Annotated in this window: 20 protein-coding genes; 11 read left to right on the top strand and 9 right to left on the bottom strand. The window is 73.5% G+C overall.

The window, feature by feature from the left end; genetic code table 11:
* Positions 1–114: 114 nt before the first annotated feature.
* The gene (locus tag ABD234_RS18425; RefSeq protein WP_344359373.1) at positions 115–993 is read left to right on the top strand and encodes an alpha/beta fold hydrolase; all 879 of its coding nucleotides are present in this window, start codon (positions 115–117) and stop codon (positions 991–993) included.
* On the opposite strand, the gene ABD234_RS18420 is transcribed toward ABD234_RS18425, so the two are convergent.
* From ABD234_RS18420 to ABD234_RS18385, 8 genes are all read right to left on the bottom strand, one after another.
* Positions 951–2,012: a Gfo/Idh/MocA family protein gene (locus ABD234_RS18420; protein ID WP_344359371.1), complete on the bottom strand. Its 1,062-nt coding sequence runs from the start codon at positions 2,010–2,012 to the stop codon at positions 951–953. The genes ABD234_RS18425 and ABD234_RS18420 overlap by 43 nt on opposite strands.
* A 50-nt stretch (positions 2,013–2,062) precedes the next feature.
* Positions 2,063–2,962, bottom strand: coding sequence for a sugar phosphate isomerase/epimerase family protein (locus ABD234_RS18415; protein ID WP_344359369.1), 900 nt, complete (start codon positions 2,960–2,962; stop codon positions 2,063–2,065).
* Positions 2,959–4,095 (bottom strand): ROK family transcriptional regulator, encoded by a 1,137-nt coding sequence (locus tag ABD234_RS18410; protein WP_344359367.1) that lies wholly within the window; start codon positions 4,093–4,095, stop codon positions 2,959–2,961. The genes ABD234_RS18415 and ABD234_RS18410 overlap by 4 nt, the downstream gene beginning before the upstream one ends.
* 133 nt (positions 4,096–4,228) lie before the next feature.
* Complete coding sequence (locus ABD234_RS18405; protein ID WP_344359364.1) at positions 4,229–5,047, bottom strand: sulfite exporter TauE/SafE family protein; 819 nt, start codon at positions 5,045–5,047, stop codon at positions 4,229–4,231.
* Positions 5,044–5,412, bottom strand: coding sequence for a DUF488 domain-containing protein (locus tag ABD234_RS18400; RefSeq protein ID WP_344359361.1), 369 nt, complete (start codon positions 5,410–5,412; stop codon positions 5,044–5,046). The genes ABD234_RS18405 and ABD234_RS18400 overlap by 4 nt, the downstream gene beginning before the upstream one ends.
* Before the next feature lie 59 nt (positions 5,413–5,471).
* Positions 5,472–5,969 carry a thiol peroxidase gene (tpx, locus tag ABD234_RS18395; RefSeq protein ID WP_344359357.1) on the bottom strand — a complete coding sequence of 166 codons (498 nt, stop codon included), beginning with the start codon at positions 5,967–5,969 and terminating at the stop codon, positions 5,472–5,474.
* A gap of 68 nt (positions 5,970–6,037) precedes the next feature.
* Positions 6,038–6,916: a polyphosphate kinase 2 family protein gene (locus tag ABD234_RS18390; protein ID WP_344359354.1), complete on the bottom strand. Its 879-nt coding sequence runs from the start codon at positions 6,914–6,916 to the stop codon at positions 6,038–6,040.
* A gap of 29 nt (positions 6,917–6,945) precedes the next feature.
* On the bottom strand, positions 6,946–8,172 hold the full coding sequence (locus ABD234_RS18385; RefSeq protein ID WP_344359351.1) for an MFS transporter: 1,227 nt from the start codon (positions 8,170–8,172) through the stop codon (positions 6,946–6,948).
* Positions 8,173–8,502: 330 nt separating this feature from the next.
* On the opposite strand from ABD234_RS18385, the gene ABD234_RS18380 reads away from it, so the two are divergent.
* The 3 genes from ABD234_RS18380 to ABD234_RS18370 all read left to right on the top strand — a co-directional run bounded on the left by ABD234_RS18380 (position 8,503) and on the right by ABD234_RS18370 (position 12,299).
* Entirely contained in the window at positions 8,503–10,971 is a 2,469-nt protein-coding gene (locus ABD234_RS18380) for a phosphoketolase family protein (protein ID WP_344359348.1), read from the top strand.
* On the top strand, positions 10,968–11,243 hold the full coding sequence (locus ABD234_RS18375) for an acylphosphatase (protein WP_038370784.1): 276 nt from the start codon (positions 10,968–10,970) through the stop codon (positions 11,241–11,243). Before ABD234_RS18380 ends, ABD234_RS18375 begins: the two co-directional genes overlap by 4 nt.
* An 87-nt stretch (positions 11,244–11,330) precedes the next feature.
* On the top strand, positions 11,331–12,299 hold the full coding sequence (locus ABD234_RS18370; RefSeq protein WP_344359345.1) for a DUF808 domain-containing protein: 969 nt from the start codon (positions 11,331–11,333) through the stop codon (positions 12,297–12,299).
* Positions 12,300–12,312: 13 nt separating this feature from the next.
* On the opposite strand, the gene ABD234_RS18365 is transcribed toward ABD234_RS18370, so the two are convergent.
* Positions 12,313–12,963, bottom strand: coding sequence for an NAD(P)H-binding protein (locus tag ABD234_RS18365; protein WP_344359342.1), 651 nt, complete (start codon positions 12,961–12,963; stop codon positions 12,313–12,315).
* A gap of 79 nt (positions 12,964–13,042) precedes the next feature.
* Here ABD234_RS18365 and ABD234_RS18360 point away from each other — a divergent pair, with 79 nt between their 5' ends.
* The 7 genes from ABD234_RS18360 to ABD234_RS18330 form a co-directional block, all read left to right on the top strand.
* Positions 13,043–14,605 carry a glycoside hydrolase family 10-like protein gene (locus ABD234_RS18360; RefSeq protein WP_344359339.1) on the top strand — a complete coding sequence of 521 codons (1,563 nt, stop codon included), beginning with the start codon at positions 13,043–13,045 and terminating at the stop codon, positions 14,603–14,605.
* A gap of 75 nt (positions 14,606–14,680) precedes the next feature.
* Positions 14,681–14,845, top strand: a complete 165-nt coding sequence (locus tag ABD234_RS18355) for a hypothetical protein (protein ID WP_198025336.1) — start codon at positions 14,681–14,683, stop codon at positions 14,843–14,845.
* A 205-nt stretch (positions 14,846–15,050) separates the two neighbouring features.
* Positions 15,051–15,812 (top strand): DeoR/GlpR family DNA-binding transcription regulator, encoded by a 762-nt coding sequence (locus ABD234_RS18350; protein ID WP_344359336.1) that lies wholly within the window; start codon positions 15,051–15,053, stop codon positions 15,810–15,812.
* Complete coding sequence (locus ABD234_RS18345) at positions 15,809–16,780, top strand: 1-phosphofructokinase family hexose kinase (protein ID WP_344359333.1); 972 nt, start codon at positions 15,809–15,811, stop codon at positions 16,778–16,780. The genes ABD234_RS18350 and ABD234_RS18345 overlap by 4 nt, the downstream gene beginning before the upstream one ends.
* A gap of 23 nt (positions 16,781–16,803) precedes the next feature.
* Positions 16,804–18,936, top strand: a complete 2,133-nt coding sequence (locus ABD234_RS18340) for a PTS fructose transporter subunit IIABC (protein ID WP_344359330.1) — start codon at positions 16,804–16,806, stop codon at positions 18,934–18,936.
* A gap of 175 nt (positions 18,937–19,111) precedes the next feature.
* A complete protein-coding gene (locus ABD234_RS18335) occupies positions 19,112–19,954 on the top strand; it encodes a YwaF family protein (RefSeq protein ID WP_344359326.1) in 843 nt (280 codons plus the stop codon).
* A gap of 293 nt (positions 19,955–20,247) precedes the next feature.
* Positions 20,248–20,590 (top strand): hypothetical protein (locus ABD234_RS18330; protein WP_344359323.1); only part of this gene is annotated, 343 nt, incomplete at its 3' end.

Here is a 20,590-nt window from a genome sequence, read left to right as displayed (position 1 = left end):
CGCAGCACGGGGCCGAGGCGCCGGGATCCTGAGATCCCGGCGCCTCGGCCCCGTCCGTTCCCCTGGCCGTCCGTTCCCCTGCCCGTCCTGCCCGCGCCCGCCCCGAGGAGCCTCATGCCCATCGTCCCGTCCCCGGTCGACGCCGTGCCGATCGCCTACGACGTGACCGAGCCGGCCGATGCCGCCGCGGCCCCGCGCACGCTGGTCCTGCTGCACGGCTCGGTGCTCTCCCGCGCGATCTGGCGGGGCCTGGGCTACCTGGAGCCGCTCGCCGCCGGGCACCGCGTGGTGCGGCTGGACCTGCGCGGCCACGGGCGCTCCGGGAAGCCCCACGATCCTCGGGCCTACACCCAGCAGGTCCTCGCGGCCGATGTCCTCGCGGTCCTGGACCGCCTCGGCGCGCAGGAGCCGGTGGGGGTCATCGGCTATTCCCTGGGCGCGCGCCTGGCCCTCACCCTGGCCCTCGAGCATCCCGGGCGCGTGGCGCGCCTGGTGTGCCTGGGCGGCTCCGCGGCCGATCAGCGCGGCGCGGTGGACTCCCTGTTCTTCCCCGGCACCGTCGACACCCTCCGTGAGGAGGGCATGGACGCCTTCTGCACCCGTCAGGGCCTGGGCGCCGACGCTCCCGGACGCACCGCGCAGTCCACCCGCACCGCCTTCCTCCGGGCGGACCCGCAGGCCATGGCGGCCCTGTTCACCGCGACCGATGCCACGCCCGGCGTCGCCGAGGAGCGGCTGTCGGCCTGCGCGGTCCCGGCGCTGTGGATGACCGGCGAGCGGGACGTGCCCCGTCTCACGCAGTCCCGCCATGCCGCAGGCCTCATGCCGCACGGGCGCTTCGTCCCGCTGCCGGGCCGCACCCACGCGAGCACCCTCTCCCCGGCCCGGGATGTCCTGGACGAGGTGCTCCCCTTCCTGGACGGTCCCTGGCCGGGGGCGCCGGGCGCGGCTCAGACCAGCGAGATCTCGCGTCCCTCCTCGGCCGAGCGGTAGATCGCCTCGAGCAGCCGCACGACCTCGACGCCGTGCCAGGCCGGGGCGACGGACTCGGCGCGGCCCTGGCAGGTGTCGACGAAGTTCTGGATCTCGCGGGCGAACCCGGGGCCGAACTCGAAGGTCCCCGAGGAGATCTGCGGGGTGATGTTGACGACCGAGTCGTGCATCTCCGTCGCGATCTGGAGGGAGGGCTCGAGGTCCGCGCCGCCCTTGTCCCCGTGCACGGACACCGCGATCGAGTCCTTCGTGGCGTGCAGCGAGTACGAGCAGTCGAGCATCAGCGTGGCGCCGTTCTCGAAGCGGATCATGGCGCTGGCCATGTCCTCGACGCTGTTCTTCGTCGGGTCGTAGTCCGCGACCTGGTACCGGGGCATGGTCGTGATGTGCGCCCGGTTGCCCAGCCGGTGGGCGACGGTGCCGCTCACGGCGACGGCCTTCGGGCTGCCCATGAGGTACCAGGCGAGGTCCAGCACGTGCACGCCGATGTCCAGCAGCGGGCCGCCGCCGGCGATCTCCTTGTCGGCGAACCAGCCGCCGGGGTTGCCGTTGCGGCGGATGCAGCTGGCCTTGGCGTAGTAGATCTCGCCCAGGTCCCCGGCGTCGATGAAGGACTTGAGCACCTGGCAGTTCGGGGCGTGGCGGCGCACGAAGCCGACCTGCACCACGACGTCGTGGGCCTCGGCGATCCGCTGGATCTCGAGGGCCTCGGCGAGGGTGCGGGCGATGGGCTTCTCCACCAGCACGTGCTTGCCGGCCTCGATCGCCGCGATCGCCCAGGTGGCGTGCGAGTTGTTCCAGGTGCACACGCTCACCGCGTCGATGCTCGGGTCCGCGAGCATCTCGTGGGGATCTCCGTAGGCGTCGGGGGCGCCGAAGCTGTCCGCGACCGAGCGGGCGCGCTCGTGGTTGATGTCGGCGACGGCGACGATCTCGGCGTCGGGGTTGCCGCGGTAGGACTCCAGGTGGATCTGCGCGATGCTGCCGGCGCCGATCACGCCGATGCGGAGCTTGGTCATGGGGTGTCTTCCTCAGTTCTTCCAGGGATGGATCCGGCCGATGGCCGGGGTCAGGCGTTCTCGAGCAGGCGCTTGGCGTTGGCGAGGCCGCGGGAGCAGCCCAGCAGGCTGTCCTCCCAGCCCTCGAACTCGAGGGACACGAAGCCCGAGTAGTCGGACTCCGCGATGGCGCGGGCGACGGCGCGCAGATCGATGTCGCCGTTGCCGACGACCGCGCCGCGCAGGTGCTTGCCGCCGCGGCTGCGGAACCAGCCCTCGCCGGGGTCGGCATCCGCGGGGCGGATGTAGAAGTCCTTGAGGTGGACGACCATCGCGTACGGGAGGTTCTGCGGGACGGCCACCGCGGGGTCCTCGTCGACGCACACGAAGTTGCCGACGTCCAGGGTGGTGCGGAAGTTCGGCTCGTCGACGGCGTGGACGATGCGCCGGATGCGGTCGGAGGACTGCACGAAGAAGCCGTGGTTCTCCAGGCTCGTGGTGATGCCCTTGGTCGCCGCGTACCGGGCGATCTCCTTGCTGGCGGAGACGATGGAGGGCAGGGCCTGCTCGAACAGGGGCGTGTCGTCGCCCTCCCGGCCGGCGTGGGCGACGACGTCGTGGCGCATCTGGCGGATGCCCAGCGCGTCGGCCAGGTCGACGTAGCGGCGCACGCGCGCGACCTGCGCGGCGAGCTCCTCGGCATCGGAGGAGGAGAGGTCGGCGCCGATCGCCATCGTCGACAGGACGACGCCGGCGGCCGCGGCCGCCTCGCGCACCTCGCGGACGTAGGCCGGGTCCGATTCGATGTTCGGGATGGGGCTGTCCGGGTCGTCGCCGAGGACGGCGAGCTCGAGGTGCTCGCCCTCGCTGTCGGCGACCCAGGCGATCACGTCGAGCAGGGTCATCTCGCCGGAGGCGAGCTTGGGCCAGAAGCTGTAGGAGCTGAAGCCGAAGCGGAGGTCGGTGGTCATGGATGGTCCTCTCGGAGGGCGGGGTTCAGGCGGTGCCAGGGCGGCGGGACGCCGGGGACGCCGATGAGCGCTGCGGAGCCGTGCTCGAAGGCCCGGCCCAGCGCTCCCAGCAGCGAGCCGTCGCCCGGGCGCCGGGCGGCGACGACCTCGGGATGCTGCGGGGTCATCAGCTGGTGGTGCAGGGCGCGGCGGAGCGGGGCGAGCAGGGTCTCCCCCGCGCGGGAGACCCCTCCGCCGATGACGACGACCTCGGGGTCGACGGCCAGCAGCAGCCCGGCCAGGCGCGGGGCGATCTGCGCGCAGAACTCCTCGAGCTCCGCGCGGGCCGCGGCGTCCCCGGCGGCGGCGCGCTCGAGCAGGGGCCGGGCCTCGTCGCCGGTGGACCAGACGAGGCGCCCGCGCTGGGAGCTCGGCGTCCAGCGCATGCCGCGCTGGGCCCCGAGCTCCCCGGCCAGGCGATGGCTGCCCTGCAGGATCTCGCCGCCGACGATGACGGCCACCGAGATGCGGTGGCCGATCTGCACGAAGACGATGTCCTGCGCGGAGGCGCCCAGGTGCCGCTCGGCGTAGGCGGCGAGCTTGATGTCGTTCTCCACCACGACCTCGCAGCCGAGGCGGTCGTGCAGGGTCCCGGCGAGGTCGTGGCCGCTCAGCTCCGGCACCACGAGGCTGTGGGCGATGCGACCGTCGGGGCCGATGATGCCCGGCACGGAGACGCCGAGGGAGCGCGGGGCCCCGCCCGTCTCCCGCACCGCCGCGAGCACGGCGTCGGCGATGCCGCCGCCGGCGACCGGCACCGCGCTGCGCGACAGGACCGTCCCGGCGGCGTCGGCGCGCACGCAGCGCACCGTGCGCGATCCGATGTCCAGGGCGGCCACGCTCGCGCTGCCGGGGTCCAGCGCGATGCGCCGGGCGGGCCGTCCGGGCTGCCCTCCCGCGCCGGGCGGCGCGGTGACCACGAGCCCCGTCGCGGCGAGGTCCCGCAGGACGCTGTCGACGGTGGGCCGGGACAGGCCCGTTCCCGCGGCGATCTCGGCGACGGTCAGGGGGCCGTCGGCCTCGCGCAGGGCGAGGAAGCAGTCGCGGGTGGTGGCATGGCGGACGGCGGCGTGCGTCGGATCGGACACCGCCATGCGCTCACCCGCCTCATCGCCTCGCTCCGCGGGCCGATGGATTCGAAACCCGGTTACGGAATAGGAATCTACGGAGCCGCGCGCCGCGCGTCAAGGGCCCGGGCCGGGCGATCGCCCGCGGATCCGGCGGGGATCAGCCGAGCAGCTGCCGCGCCAGCGCGCCGACGGCGACCACAACGATCGTCCCGCGCAGCACGCCGTCCGGGAGCTTCCGGGCGACGTGGGAGCCCAGGTATCCCCCGACCAGCGCGCCGACGGCGATCGCCGCCGTCCCGATCCAGACGATCGGCGCCCCGAGGACGAGGTGCGCGATGAGGTAGACCAGCGCGGCGGTCGCGTTGACGACCAGGGCGAGGAGGTTCTTGACCGGGTTGATCCGGGCGAGGCTGCGCCCGGTGCCCACGGCGAGGATGCCCATGTAGAGGATCCCCTGGGCGGCGGTGAAGTACCCGCCGTAGACCGCCGCGGCCCCCAGCGGCGCGATGAGCGCCGCGCGCGTGTACGGACCGGCGCGCCGGGAGGCGTCGGCATCGGCCCCGCGACCGGCGGCCTCCCGGCGGGCCCGGCGCGCGGCCAGCCATCGGGTCAGCCGCGGCTGGCCGACCACGAGCACGAGAGCGACCACGATGAGCACCGGCACCACGGCCTCGAGGGCCGCGGCGGGCGAGGCGAGCAGCAGCACCGACCCGGCGGCGGCGCACAGCGCCGTGACCACGACCGGGCCCCTGAGCGCGCGGCCCTCGGCCCGGATCTCCCGCCGGTAGCCGTAGACCGCGCCGATGGTCGAGAAGAGGATGCCGATCGTGTTGGTGCGCACGGCCGTCCCCGGCGGGACGCCGAGGGCCAGCAGGACGGGCAGGGTGAGCAGGGAGCCGGAGCCCACGGCGGCGTTGATCATCCCGGCCAGCGTGCCCATCACCAGCAGCACGGCCAGGGAGAGCGGGTCGTTCACCCGGCGGCCCCGCGGGGCTCGGCGAGCGCCTCCTCCAGCACCGCGGCGAGGACCGCGGCATGGGAGGACTCCGCCGCGCGCACGTCGGTCAGGAGGCTCACGGTGCGGGCGCCGGAGCCGGCGGCGCGGGCCAGGAGCGCATCGGCCGCCCCGGAGCGCGCGAGCTCGGCGCGATAGCGCGCGGCGAACTCCTCACGGGACAGGTCCCCGCCGTGCAGGGCGCGGCGCAGCGCGTCCGAGGGGCAGGCGTCCGTGTCCCAGGCGATCCCCGGAAGGCGGTCCTTGCGCACGCCGCGCGGCCACAGCCGGTCCACGAGCACGCGCAGCTCCGCCGGCTCGGCGGAGGTGTCCAGCACGTCGCGCACCCGGACGATCCGGAGGACCGGATCGCCCGGGTGCGGGGACGGTGCGGGAGGCCGCATCCTCAGGAGAGGGCGGCGAGGGCGGCGTCGTAGTCGGGCTCGTCGGCGATCTCGGGGACCTGCTGGGTGTACAGGATCGTGCCCTCGGCGTCCAGGACCACGACGGCGCGGGAGAGCAGGCCGGCCAGCGGGCCGTCGGTCATGGTCACGCCGTAGGCCTCGCCGAAGTCGGAGCGGAAGGCGGAGGCCACGGTGACGTTCTCGATGCCCTCGGCGCCGCAGAAGCGGGCCTGGGCAAAGGGGAGGTCCTTGGAGACGCACAGCACGGTGGTGCCCTCCAGCCCGGCGGCGCGCTCGTTGAAGGTGCGCACGGACAGGGCGCAGGTGCCGGTGTCCAGGGACGGGAAGATGTTCAGGACCACCCGGGAGCCGCGCAGGCCGGAGATCGTCACGGGAGAGAGGTCGGCGCCCACGAGCTCGGCGTCGGGGGCGGCGGTTCCCTGCGCGGGGAGCTCGCCGACGGTGGAGACGGGATTCTGCTGGAACGTGATGGAAGCCATGCCCCCATCCTGGACCCGGCAGGCCCCCGGCCACAATCTCGTCCGCTGCGCAGGCGCGCGGTCCCCGCTCAGGGCTCCATGGTCGCGCGCAGCCGCGCGGTCTGCTCGGCGACGTCGAAGTCGGCGGCCGGCCACTGCGGGTCGATGCCGCGCAGGGCCTCCAGCAGCAGCTGCTGGACGGCGATGCGGGCGTACCACTTGCGGTCGGCCGGGACCACGGTCCACGGCGCCTGCGGGGTGGAGGTGGCGCGCAGGGCGGCGGTGTACGCCTCCTGGTAGGCCGTCCAGTGCTCGCGCTCGTCGACGTCGCCGGGGTTGAACTTCCAGTGCTTGTCCGGCCGCTCGAGCCGCTCCAGCAGCCGCTCCCCCTGCTCGGCGTGGGAGATGTGCAGCATCGCCTTGACCACGACGGTGCCGGCGTCGGCGAGCTCCTGCTCGAAGTCGATGATCGCCCGGTACCGCCGGGCGATCTCCGCCTCGTCGGCCCAGCCGTGCACGCGGTGGATGAGCACGTCCTCGTAGTGCGAGCGGTCGAAGACGCCGATCATCCCGGGACGCGGGGCGCGGGGCCGGATCCGCCACAGGAAGTCGTGGGCGCGCTCCTCGTCGGTGGGGGCCTTGAAGGCGGTGATGTCCACGCCCTGGGGGTCCACCGCGCCGACGACGTGGCGCATGATCCCGCCCTTGCCGGAGGTGTCCATGCCCTGGACGATGAGCAGCACGCTGCGGCCCTCGTCCTGGCCGTGGTGCTGGGCGTACAGGCGCTCCTGGAGCTCGTCGAGCTCGTCGTCCAGCGCGGCCAGGCGCGCCTTCCCGTCCTGCTTGTCGCCCGTGTAGCCGGGGGTGCCGTGCGGGTCCAGCTCCGCCAGGTCGCCGTCCCAGCCGGGGGCGATGCGGTGCGCGGTCGGGGTGCCGTGGTCCTCGGATGCGGTCTCGGTGCTCGCCATGGCCGCAGAGTAGCGCGCCTGGCGACCTCTCAGGCCTCGGATCGGGCGTGGCGCACCAGGTAGCGCACGCAGATCGCGGCGCCGAGGAGGGCGAGCACGACGGTGGTCGCCACCGTCGCCCCCAGCCCCAGGGAGTCCACGATGCGCCCGCCGATGGCGGCGCCGGCGGCGATCGCCACGTTGAACATGGCGCTGTTGATCGCGGTGCCGGGCTCCTCGACCTCGGCCGCGGCCCGGCTGACGAAGGACTGGATCGACACGCTCGCGGCGCCGGCGAACGCGCCCCACAGCGGCATCACCAGCGCGGCCCCGAGGGGCCCGTGCACGGCCAGGGCCAGCACGCCCAGGGAGCCGGCGATGCCGAGGGCGATGGTGAGCACGGCGAGCGCCGGGTGGCGCCGCAGCAGCGGGGCGACGGCGAAGTTGCCGATCAGGCCGGCGACGCCGAAGGCCAGCAGCATGGCCCCGATGCTCCCGGCGGAGACGTGGGCCCGCTCCTGCAGCAGCGGGCTGACGTAGCTGTAGGTGATGAACTGGGCGGTGACGATGATGCCGGTCATGGCGGCGGCGTAGCGCACCCCGCGATGGCGCAGTGCACGGGCCATGTCGGCGGGGCGGATCGCCTCGTCCGAGCGGACCGGGCGGACCACCAGCGCGATCGTCACGAGCATCACCACGGCGAGGACCGCGACCACGGCGAAGGAGGCGCGCCAGCCCACGGCGCTGCCGAGCCATGCGGTGAAGGGCACCCCGAGCACGAGCGCGGCGCCGGTCCCGGACATGGCCAGGGTCAGGGCGCGGGTGCGGTGCTGCGGGGCGACCTGGCGGGTCGCGACCACGGGGAGCACGGACCAGTACATGCCGATCGCGATCCCGGTGAACACGCGGGAGGCCAGCAGCACCTGGATGTTCGGGGCGAGCACGCTGAGCACGCAGGAGAGCACCACGCTGGCCAGGGCCATCACGAGGACCAGGCGCCGGTCCATGAGGCCGATGACCACGGGCGTGGCCAGGGCCACGAGCGCGGCGACCACGCCGGGCAGCGTGACGGCGAGCCCCGTGATGCCCGGGGTCACGCCGAGATCGGCGGACATGATCGTGAGCACGCCGATGGGCAGCTCCTCGATCGTGATGAGGATGAAGATGCCCAGGGCCAGCGAGAGCACCGCGGCGATCTGCGCGCCGCGGGAGCGGAGGGGAGGCGAGGAGGCCTCGGGCACGGCGGGGGCGGGCACGGCGGGGGCGTCCGCGCGCATCGGGCGCACGGATCCTGTCGAACGGGTCGACGACTGCATGGGAGGACGGTCCTTTCGGTGCGCGATCGGGACACCGCGCTGCGTCGGCCCGCGCTCACGGATGCGCCGCCGTCCTCGTCGCCGGGAGGCGGTCCGCACCGGCCTGACCGGGCATCACCACTGTAGGACGCCGCGCCGACCGCCGTCATCTCCCGGTGGCCGCTCTCACCGGCGGCCGGGGACGGCCGGCGGGACCTCGGTCCTTCCGCTGAGGGGTCGGCGTGGCCTACGGTCGAGGTGCTGGAGCACTTCCACCGGAACCGATCTCCGCATCTCCTCGAGGAGGACCCTGTGAGCACGACCTGGACCTGGCCCGATGCCCCCGCCGCTGCACCGCAGGAGGACGAGCTGCGGCGCATGCACGCCTGGTGGCGCGCCGCGAACTACCTGTCGGTCGGGCAGATCTACCTCATGGACAACCCGTTGCTGCGCGAGCCGCTGCGCCCCGAGCACGTGAAGCCGCGCCTGCTGGGCCACTGGGGCACCACGCCGGGGCTGACCTTCCTGTACGCCCACGCGAACCGGGCGATCCGGCAGCGCGGGCTGAAGGCCATGTACATCACCGGCCCCGGACATGGCGGCCCCGGGCTGGTGGCCGCCACCTACCTCGAAGGCACCTACTCCGAGATCTACCCGGCCGTCTCGCGGGACCTGGAGGGGCTGCGGCGGCTGTGCACGCAGTTCTCGTTCCCCGGCGGCATCCCCTCCCACGTCGCGCCGGAGACCCCCGGCTCCATCCACGAGGGCGGGGAGCTGGGGTACTCCCTGTCCCACGCCTACGGCGCCATGCTCGACCGTCCCGACGAGATCGCGCTGACGGTGGTCGGGGACGGCGAGGCGGAGACGGGCCCGCTGGCGACGGCCTGGCACTCGAACAAGTTCACCAACCCGCAGACGGACGGGGTGGTGCTGCCGATCCTGCACCTGAACGGCTACAAGATCGCCAACCCCACTCTGCTCGCCCGCATCCCGGAGCCGGAGCTCGCGGAGCTGATGCGCGGCTACGGCCACACGCCCCTGTTCTTCACCGGCGGCTTCGACGACGAGGACCCGCTCGAGATCCATCGGCGCTTCGCCGCGGTCCTCGACGAGGCGCTGGACATCATCGCCGCGATCAAGCGGCAGGCGGCCGAGGACGCCCGGGCCGGCCGCGAGAGCGAGCGCCCGGCGTGGCCGATGATCGTGCTGCGCACCCCCAAGGGCTGGACCGGCCCGGAGGAGATCGACGGGAAGCGCACCGAGGGCAGCTGGCGCTCCCACCAGGTGCCGCTGGCGAGCGCCCGCGACACTCCCGAGCATCTCGCCGACCTCGACGCCTGGCTGCGCTCGTACCGGCCCGAGGAGCTGTTCGACGAGGACGGGGCCCTGCGCGAGGAGATCGCGGGGACGGCTCCCGAGGGCCGGCTGCGCATGTCCGCGAACCCGGCGACCAACGGCGGGGAGCTGCTACAGGCGCTGCGCCTGCCCGACTTCCGCGACTACGGCATCGACGTGCCCTCCCCCGGCGCGGTGCAGGCCGAGCCGACGCGGGTGCTGGGCACCTGGCTGCGCGATGTGATCGCCCGCAACCCGGAGACCTTCCGCATCTTCGGGCCGGACGAGACCGCCTCGAACCGCCTGCAGGCGGTGTACGAGGAGACGGACAAGCAGTGGGCCGCCCAGCTGGAGCCGCATGACCGCGAGGAGCATCTGGGCCGCCGCGGCCGCGTGATGGAGGTGCTCAGCGAGCACCAGTGCCAGGGCTGGCTCGAGGGCTACCTGCTCACCGGGCGCCACGGCCTGTTCAGCTCCTACGAGGCCTTCATCCACATCGTCGACTCGATGGTCAACCAGCACGCGAAGTGGCTGAAGGTGACCAACGAGATCGGCTGGCGCCGCCCCATCGCCTCGCTGAACTACCTGCTCAGCTCGCATGTGTGGCGTCAGGACCACAACGGCTTCTCGCATCAGGACCCGGGCTTCATCGACCACATGGTCAACAAGAAGGCGGAGATCGTGCGGGTGTACCTGCCGCCGGACACCAACACGCTGCTGTCGACGATGGACCACTGCCTGCGCTCGCGCCAGTACGTCAACGTCGTGGTCGCGGGCAAGCAGCCCGGTCCGTCGTGGCTGGGCATCGACGAGGCGATCACCCACTGCACCCGCGGGCTGGGGATCTGGGAGTGGGCCGGGACCGAGACCCCCGGCTCCGACCCCGACGTCGTGCTCGCCTGTGCGGGGGACATCCCCACCGTCGAGACCCTCGCGGCCGCGAAGATCCTGCGCGAGGAGCTGCCCGACCTCGCGGTGCGCGTGGTCAACGTGGTGGATCTGATGCGCCTGCAGGAGGACGCCGAGCATCCCCACGGGCTCTCGCTGCGGGACTTCGACGGCATCTTCGGGACCGATGTCCCGGTGGTCTTCGCCTACCACGGCTATCCCTGGCTGATCCACCGCCTGGCCTACCGCCATGACCGCGGCGGCCGCATCCACGTGCGCGGCTACACCGAGGAGGGCACGACCACGACGCCCTTCGACATGCTCATGCGCAACGACGCCGACCGCTTCCATCTCGTGATGGACGTGATCGACCGGGTCCCGCAGCTGGGCAGCCGGGCCGCCGGGCTGCGCCAGCGGATGGCCGATGCCCGCATCCGGGCGCGCGCCCACGCCTACACCCACGGCGAGGACCTGCCGGAGATCTCGGGATGGACCTGGGACGAGAACGCCGATGCCGCCGCGGGCGGCGCCGACGAGACCGGCGGGGACAACGTATGAGCGCGATCCGTCGGGTGGCCCGCGTCCACGGCCTCGTCCAGGGCGTGGGGTTCCGCTGGGCGGCGGTCTCGCAGGCGGAACGGCTGGGGCTGGCCGGCACGGTGCGCAACCTGCTGGACGGCACGGTCGAGGCCGATCTCGAGGGCTCGTCCGAGGCCGTCCAGGAGATGCTGGCCTGGCTCGAGCACGGCCCGCCCACGGCCCGGGTGGAGCAGGTGGAGGTACGCTCCGCCGCGCCCCGCGGCGCGCAGGGCGTCCGCATCGCCGGCTGAGCGCGCGGGGCCCCTCACCGACTACTCTGTGCCCTGGCACCGGGGTGGCCCGAGACCGCCCCGACGACCGGAACGAGAGGCATCACGATGGCCGGAGGCCTGGCAGCACTGCTCGATGACATCGCCGCGCTCGCGCGGCTGGCTGCGGCCGGGGCGGACGACGTCGCCGCCGCGAGCGCGAAGGCGAGCGCGAAGGCGGCAGGAGTTGTCGTCGACGACGCCGCGGTGACCCCGCAGTACGTGCGCGGCCTCTCCCCCAAGCGCGAGCTGCCGATCATCTGGCGCATCGCCAAGGGCTCGATCATCAACAAGCTCGCGATCATCCTGCCCGTCGCGCTGCTGCTGTCCTGGATCGCCCCGTGGGCGCTGACACCCCTGCTCATGCTCGGCGGGACCTATCTGTGCTTCGAGGGCGCCGAGAAGATCTGGGAGCTGGTCAGCCGCTCCCACCACGAGAAGGCCCCGGCCGCCACCCGGGGCGGCGACGCCGAGGACGGCATCGTCAAGGGAGCGGTGCGCACCGACCTCATCCTCTCGGCGGAGATCATGGTGATCTCGCTGAACGAGGTCGCCGCCGAGTCGTTCTGGATGCGCGCCGCGATCCTCGTCGTCGTGGGCATCGGCCTGACCATCCTGGTCTACGGCGCGGTCGGCCTGCTCGTGAAGATGGACGACGTGGGCCTGTCGATGGTGCAGAAGGGCTCGGCGACCTCCCGCCGCGTGGGCGAGGGCCTGGTCAAGGCCATGCCCCACGTCATGACGGTGATCAGCTACGTCGGCATGGTCGCCATGCTGTGGGTGGGCGGCCACATCATCCTGGTGGGCGTGCACGAGCTGGGCGCGGCCCAGCCCTACGGCTGGGTTCACCATCTCGAGGAGGTCCTCGCCGAGGTCCGCGGCGTCGGCGGGATCCTCGCCTGGTGCGCGAACACCTTCGCCAGCCTGGTGCTGGGGCTCATCTGGGGCGCCCTCGTCGCCGTCGTGGTGCACTACCTCCCCTTCGGGAAGAAGCACGACGAGCCCGCGAAGGCGGACTCCGCGCCCGCGGCCCGCTGACGCGGCGCGGGGCTCAGCCCGCGAGGGCGTCCAGCGCCGCGCCGATCTCCTGCTCGCCGTCGTTGAACGGGATCGTGCGCCCGGCCAGCCCGGGGCGCTCGATCGTCGCTGCGATCACCTGGGCGACGTTCGCCCGCGAGACGGTGCCGGAGCTCGCGGCGGCCGTGTCGATGCGTCCGGTCGGCTCCTCGAGGGTCAGTCCCGAGGGCCCCAGGATCGTCCAGTCCAGGTCGGTGCCGCGCAGGTGGGCGTCCGCCGCCGCCTTGGCATCGGCGTACGGGAAGAAGGAGTGGTCCTCGGGGACCCCGTGGTCGGGACCGGCGCCGAAGTAGCTGACCATGATGTAGCGGCGGGCGCCGACCCGGGCGGCCGCGTCCATCGAGGCGATCGCCGCGTCGCGGTCGATGGCGTAGGTCCGCTCGGGGCTGCCGCCCCCGGCCCCGGCCGACCACACGACCGCGTCGGAGCCCGCCAGGAGCGCGTCCCAGCCGTCGGCGTCGAGGGTCTGCGCATCCGCCACGACCGCCTGCGCTCCGGTGGCCTCGACCTCCGCCCCGTGCTCGGGGTTGCGGATCACCGCGCGCACCTCGTGCCCCGCCTGCGTCAGCAGCGGCTCCGCGAGCAGCGCGACCTTGCCATGTCCTCCGATGAGCGTGATCTTCATGCCTCCACTGTGTCACCCCCGGCCCGGACGCCGCAGAGTGACGCTTGCCACAGGCGGCCGGGTGTGCGAGGTTCTCCCCATGGATCCCGCAGACCGCCGCACGTTCCTCCGACGGGGCGCGGTGACGACCGCGGCGCTGGCTGCGGCCGGGGCGGCGGCATCGGCCCGCCCCGGCCGCGCCCTCGCCGAACCCGGGGGCTCCGGGGCCGTTCCCGCCCGCGAGATGCGCGGGGTGTGGATCGCGTCGGTGGCGAACATCGACTGGCCCTCCTCGCCGGGGCTGAGCGCGCAGGCCCAGCAGGACGAGTACCGCGCCGCCCTGGACCTCGCCGTGGAGCAGGGCCTGAACGCCGTCTTCTCGCAGGTGCGCCCGACGGCCGATGCCTTCTGGCCCTCCCCGCACGAGCCCTGGTCGCGATACCTCACGGGCACCCAGGGCCGGGACCCGGGCTATGACCCGCTCGCCTTCCAGATCCAGGAGGCCCATGCCCGGGATCTCGAGTTCCACGCCTGGTTCAACCCGTACCGGGTGGCGATGTCCGAGGATCCCGCGGGGCTCGTCCCGGATCATCCCGCCCGCCGGAACCCGGACTGGGTATGGCCCTACGGCGGGAAGCTGTACTACGACCCGGGGCTGCCCGAGGTGCGCGCCTTCGCCCTGGAGGCGATGCTCGATGCGGTCGAGCGCTATGACGTGGACGGAGCCCATTTCGACGACTACTTCTACCCGTACCCGGTGGCCGGGCAGGAGGTCCCCGACGCGGACACCTACGCCGCGCACGCCGCCCCGGGGCAGTCCCTCGCCGACTGGCGGCGCGAGAACGTCGATCTGCTCGTGCAGGAGTTCGGGCATCGGGTGCACGCGATCAAGCCGTGGGTGCGCTTCACGATCAGCCCCTTCGGGATCTGGCGCAACCGTGCGAGCGACCCGGCGGGATCGGACACGTCCGGGACCGAGTCCTTCTCGGCGATCAGCGCCGATTCCCGGCGATGGGTGCGCGAGCGGTGGGTCGACGGGCTGATCCCCCAGGTGTACTGGCAGGTGGGGCACCCGGCGGCGGACTACGACACCCTGGTCCGATGGTGGGACGAGGTGGCCGCGGGGACGGATGTGAGCCTGTGGATCGGCGAGGCGGCCTACAAGGCGGCCGCGGGGACGTTCACCGATCCGGCGGAGCTCTCCCGCCATGTCGCGCTGTGCCGCACGCTGCCCCGGGTCGGCGGGGCCGTGCATTTCAGCCTCTCGAGCCTGCGCACGGACACGACGGGCTCGGTGGACCGCATGGTCGCCGAGCGCTACGCGCATCCGGCGATCGTGCCGGTCAGCCCCCTGGTTCCGGGGGCCGCGCCGCCGCGCCCCCAGCTGCATGCGGCGACCGCCACGGCCACCGGGGTGCGGCTGCGCTTCTCGGGGCAGGCCGCGACGAGCTTCGCCCTGTGGCGCTTCCCGGAGGGACGCGGTCTGAACAGCCAGCGGGCCGATGGGCGGTACCTGCTGGGAACGGTCCGCGCCACCGGCGGCACCCAGGTGCACGAGGTCCCCGGCGGCAGCCCCGCGGACTGGTACGCCGTCACCGCCCTGGACCGCACCCGGCGCCAGAGCATCCTGTCGGTGCAGCGCCGCGCGACGCCGGCATCCTGAGGCCGGGCCCTCGACGCGTCCGGGCGGGCGGGGGCACGATGGGCAGGCACACCGTTCCCGATCATCGGAGGAGCCATGAGCGAGGCCTGGAGCGACAAGCGCAAGCGCCAGTACGAGCACGTGAAGGACAGCGAGCTGGACCGCGGCCGGGACGAGGACCGGGCCGAGGAGATCGCCGCCCGGACGGTCAACAAGACCCGTGACGAGAAGGGCGAGACGAAGGACGACGACGAGGACTGACCTCTCGCGACATCTCGCGACCGCTCGCGACCTCTCGGGCCGATCCCGCAGGACGTCCTCCTGCCGGATCGGCCCGTTGCTTTCCCACACGAACCCACACAGATTGACTGTTGTTCTCTGTGGGAACGTGCGGTAGTCTGTGGGAATCGCGGGAGCGCGCCGGAGAGGCGCCCACCGCACCCCTTCGACGAAGCAGGTGGTCCGGATGTACGCCCAGGAACGGCAGCGGCAGATCCTCGAGGCTCTCGAGCGCACGGGACGCGTCGCCGTGGCCGAGCTCGCGGAGCACTTCGACGTCACCACCGAGACGATCCGCCGCGACCTGGACCATCTCTCCGCCGAGGGCCTGATCCTGCGCGTCCACGGCGGGGCCGTGCCGCGCCGCACCGCCGTCGCCGAGCCGGACCTCGAGACGCGGCGCGCCACCAACACCGACGTCAAGCGGCGCATCGCCGCCGCGGCGGCCGCCCTGCTCCCCCGCGACGCCGACGCCTCGATCCTGCTGGACGCCGGCACCACCACCGCCGAGCTGCTCCCCCACCTCGCCGGACGCCGCGGTCCCGTGATCACCAACGCCCCCGCGATCGCGCAGGGCGCCCTCACCCACCCCGGCCTCGAGGTGCAGATCCTGCCCGGCCGGCTGCGCGGGACCACGCAGGCCGCCGTCGGCGCGACCACCGTCGCCGCCCTCGGCGTGCTGCACCCCGACGTCGTCGTGCTCGGCTGCAACGGCCTGGGCCCGGACGGCTTCACCACCCCGGATCCCGATGAGGCGGCCGTCAAGGCCGCGATGGTGGCGGCCGCGGGCCTGCGCATCGTCGTCGCGGACTCCTCCAAGGCGGGGGCCCGGACCCTGGTCACCTTCGCCACCGCAGCCGACGTCGACACCCTCGTGACCGACACCGGCCTGTCCGATGACGCGATGCGTCAGCTCACCGAGGAAGGGATCGAGGTCGTCCGCGCATGATCATCACGCTCACCGCCAACCCCTCGCTCGATCGCACCGTCGATCTGGGCGCCCCGCTCACGCCGGGAGGCGTGCACCGCATCCGCACCGACCGCACGCAGCCCGGCGGCAAGGGCATCAACGTCGCGCTCGGCGTCCAGCGCGCCGGCCTCGAGGTCCTCGCGATCCTCCCGGCCGGCCCCGACGACCCCCTGCTCGCCCTGCTCGAGGCGGAGGGCCTGCCCCATCGGGCCAGCCCGATCGTCGGCCGCGTCCGCACCAACCTCACCGTGCTGTCCGCGGACGAGGGCGGCTCCGGCCTCGTCACCACGAAGATCAACGAGCCGGGGGCGCACCTCTCCCCCGACGAGGCCCTCAGCCTCGAGGAGGTCCTCGCCGAGGCCGTCGGCCCGGAGGACATGGTCATGCTCTCCGGCTCGCTCGCCCCCGGACTGCCCGCCGACGAGTACGTGCGTCTGGTGGACCTGCTCCACGAGCAGGACGTCCACGTCGGCGTCGACACCTCCGACGCACCGCTCGGGGCGATCGCGGACGCCCTGCCCGCCATCGCCCCGGACTTCCTCAAGCCCAACGCGGAGGAGCTCGGCCAGATCGTCGGCGCACCCGGCGACGAGCTCGAGCGGCGCGCCGAGGCCGGCGACCTCGCCCCGGTGCGCGAGGCCGCCCTCGCCCTGCACGACCAGGGCGTGGGGGCCGTGCTCGTGACCCTCGGCGGCGCCGGCGGGGTCCTCGCCACCGACGGCGGGGTCTGGTACTCCCCCTCGGCGACGGTCGAGGTCGTCTCCACCGTCGGCGCCGGCGACTCCGCGAGCGCCGGCTACCTCATCGGTCTCGCCCTCGGCGAGGAGCCCGGCGACCGCCTGGCCCGCGCCCTCGCCTACGGCAGCGCCGCCGTCACGCTGCCCGGCACCACCATCCCCCGTCCCGACCAGGTCAGCATCGCCGCGGACCGCGTCGTCCGACTGTGAAGCACACCCCCGAAGGAGCCACCATGTCGAGCCAGCTCATGACCCCGGACCTCGTCCGTCTCGAGGTCGATCCCCCCGGCGACAAGCTCGCCGTGATCGGCCTGATGGCCGATGTCATCGCGGCCACCGGCCGCGCCGACCGTGACGGCCTCGAGGCCGGTCTCCTCCAGCGCGAGGAGTCCTTCGCCACCGGCATGCCGGGCGGCTTCGCGATCCCCCACTGCCGCACCGAGGCGGTCCACGAGGCCGCCCTGGGCTTCCTGCGCCTGACCGAGCCGGTCGACTTCGGCTCCGCCGACGGCCCCGCCGATCTCATCATCGGCATCGCCGCTCCCGCAGGCACCGACAACCAGCACCTGCAGCTGCTGGCGCAGCTCTCGCGGGCCCTGATCCGCCCCGAGTTCCTCGCCCAGCTGCGCGGGGCCACCGCACCGGAGCAGGTCTCCGAGCTGGTCATGGGCGTCCTCGAGCCGGCCCCCGAGCCGGCCGCGCAGGCCGCTGCGGAGGCCTCGGCCGCCGTGGCATCGGCCGATGGCGGGGCCGCCGCTGCGACGACCAGCGGGGCGGCGCCGGCCGGGGCGGCGACGTCCGATGCGGCGCCGACCGGGGCGGCGACGGCTGCGACCGGCGACGCGGACTCCGCCGGCGGCCCCGTGCTGCTGGCCATCACCTCGTGCCCCACCGGCATCGCCCACACCTACATGGCCGCGGAGTCGCTCGAGAACGCCGCGAAGGACAAGGGCGTCGAGCTGCACGTGGAGACGCAGGGCTCCGGCGGGATCACCCCCTTCACCGACGAGCAGATCGCCCGCGCCGACGCGCTGATCGTCGCCGCGGACGTGAACATCTCCGGTCGGGAGCGCTTCGCCGGCCTGCCGCTGGTCGAGCATCCCGTCAAGCGCGCCATCTCCCACGGCCCCCAGATGATCGACGAGGCCGTCGCGGCCGTCTCGGACCCCGGCGCGAAGCGGGTGCCCGCGGGCGGGGAGGCGAAGTCCTCCGGCTCCGGGAGCGACGCGCAGTCGCAGTCCTGGCCGCGGCGCATCCAGGCCGCCGTCATGACCGGCGTGTCCTACATGATCCCGTTCGTCGCGGCCGGTGGTCTGCTGATGGCGCTGGGCTTCCTCATCGGCGGGTTCGACGTCGCCTTCGTCGCGAACGACGTCGCCGTGGGCAGCTCGCTGACCTCCCTGCCGGGACAGGTCGAGTACGAGAGCACCACGGGCATGCTGCTCACCGAGCGCTCCGGCCTCGCGCTGTACCTCGGCGCGGTGTTCTTCGCCCTCGGCAGCACCGGCATGGGCTTCCTCGTCGCGGCCCTCTCGGGCTACATCGCCTTCGGGCTCGCCGGTCGGCCCGGCATCGCGCCCGGCTTCATCGGCGGAGCGATCTCCGTGCTGGTGGGCGCCGGATTCCTCGGCGGCCTCATCACGGGCCTGCTCGCGGGACTGGTCGCCCTGTGGTTCACGACCCTGAAGCCGCCGCGGTGGCTGGCGGGCCTGATGCCCGTGGTGATCATCCCGCTGCTGACCACCCTCGTCGTCGGCGGTCTCATGCTGCTCTTCCTGGGCCGGCCGCTCGCCGCGCTGATGACCTGGCTGCAGGACGGGCTGACGGGCATGTCCGGCACCTCCGCGATCCTGCTGGGGATCATCCTCGGGCTCATGATGTGCTTCGACCTGGGCGGTCCCGTCAACAAGGCCGCGTACCTCTTCGCGACCGCGGGCCTGTCGCAGGGCACCGAGGCCAGCTTCCAGATCATGGCCGCCGTGATGGCCGCGGGCATGGTCCCGCCGCTGGCGATGGCGCTGTCCACCGTGGTGCGCAAGAAGCTGTACACCCCGGTCGAGCGGGAGAACGGCGCCACCGCCTGGCTGCTGGGCGCGGCGTTCATCTCCGAGGGCGCGATCCCCTTCGGCGCGGCCGATCCGCTGCGCGTCATCCCCTCGTGCATGGTGGGCGGCGCCGTCACCGGCGCGCTGGTCATGGCCTTCGGCGTCGGTTCCCAGGCACCGCACGGCGGCATCTTCGTCGCCTTCGCGATCTCGCCGCTGTGGGGCTTCATCGCCGCCATCATCGCGGGAACGCTCGTGGCCGCGGCCCTGGTGACCGTCGCCAAGGAGGTCCTGTCCCGGAAGGCCGCCGTCGCCGCCTGAGCATGACGCCCGGCGCGGCCCGCGCCCCCGGGACCCATCGATCGGCCGTGTCCTGCATCGTGCAGGGCGCGGCCGATCTGCGTCCTTCGGCCCTGCGGCGCCCTCGGCCCTGCCAGAATCGCTGATGCAGGATCGGGCGCGCGACGGGCCCGGGGGGACACATCCAGGAGGAACCATGCTTCTCGCCGACCCCAGCACGTTCGCCGACCCCGGCACGTCCCTGGGCAGCATGCCCGCCTACGGGGCCCAGCACCTCGCGGCGGTGGCGGTGATCGTGCTGGCAGGCATCGTGCTGGTGCCGCTGGCACGCCGGTATCGCGGAACCGGCACGGAGACGCGCGTGACGCGCGCGGCGGGATGGCTGCTGCTGGTCATCTCGGCCTCCTGGACGCTCTGGGGACTGGTGCCGGCGCACTGGGATGTCCAGCAGTCGCTGCCGCTGCACTACTCGGACGCGCTGCGGTACCTCACGGCGATCGCCTTGATCTGCCGCCCGGACTGGGCGATCGCGATCTGCTACTTCTGGGGCCTGACGCTGAACAGCCAGTCGATCCTGACCCCGGACCTGGTGTATCGCCATGTCCGCGTGCTCGAGTTCCTCGAGTACTGGTTCGCGCACGGCTCGGCGCTGCTCGTGGCGGTGATCCTCGTGTGGGGCCTCGGGTACCGGCCCACGTGGCGCGGCTATGCCGCCTCCTTCTCCGCGGCGGTCGCCTGGGCCGCGATCGCTATGAGTGCGAACGCCGCTCTCGGCACCAACTACGGCTATCTCAGCCGCGCCCCCGAGGGGCCGTCGCTGCTGGACGTGCTGGGCGGCTGGCCGGTCTACGTGCTGTGGGAGCTGGTGCTGGTCGCCTCCGTCTGGGCGCTCATGACGTGGCCGTGGGTGCGCCTCTCGCGCCGCGGCCTGGATCGCCCTGTGGGCGCTCGTGGCCTGCTGCGACGCCTGCCCGCCCGTGTCACCGCCCGGACCGTGCGCGCCGATCGCCCCGCCACCGAGGCCCCGGCGCCGCACTGACCGGACCGCCGTCAGAAGGGTGGGGGTCCGTCGGAGCCGAAGGGGAACGCTGTCCCGCCCGTCGGGCCGGGACCGTGCGTCGGCTTGCGGCGCTGCTGTGTGCCCCACGGGTCGGTCGGGTCGACGACCGCCCGCGACCCGCGGGAGGAAGCGTGATCGGGGCGGCCGGAGTCGGCATCATTCCTCGGGACCTCAGGGGCACCGTTGCTCCCAGGGCGCGCGAGAAGGTTGTCGCCTCCGGGGCGCACGCCGGCGCCACCGTCATGCCCTCCAGCCCCACGCCCGGACTCGCCGTGTCCTCCACCCCCGCCGCCGGGATCCATACCCCCGACCTCCTTGCCGCCGGGGTCCTTGCCGCCGGGGTCGCTACCCCCGGGGTCCCTGCCTCCGGGACCTCCGCCGCCTGCGGGGTCATCGCCGCCGCCGGGGTCTTGACCTTCGGGAGTGGGCGGGTCGTCGGGATCGTCGTCGTCTGGAGGGATGGGTCGGCCGAAGTGGCGGCAGTCCTGACCGCAGAGCACGCCCTGGTGGTCCTGGTAGTGGTCCATCAGGTGCTTGGCGGTCATCGTGCCGATCAGATCGACATCATCGACCACATCCCGGATCACGTGATGCCCCTGGCGACTCCCGATCAGC

The organism is Brachybacterium phenoliresistens (assembly GCF_039530785.1).
Taxonomy (GTDB): Bacteria; Actinomycetota; Actinomycetes; order Actinomycetales; family Dermabacteraceae; genus Brachybacterium; species Brachybacterium phenoliresistens.
This window is presented reverse-complemented; position numbering and strand designations above follow the sequence as displayed.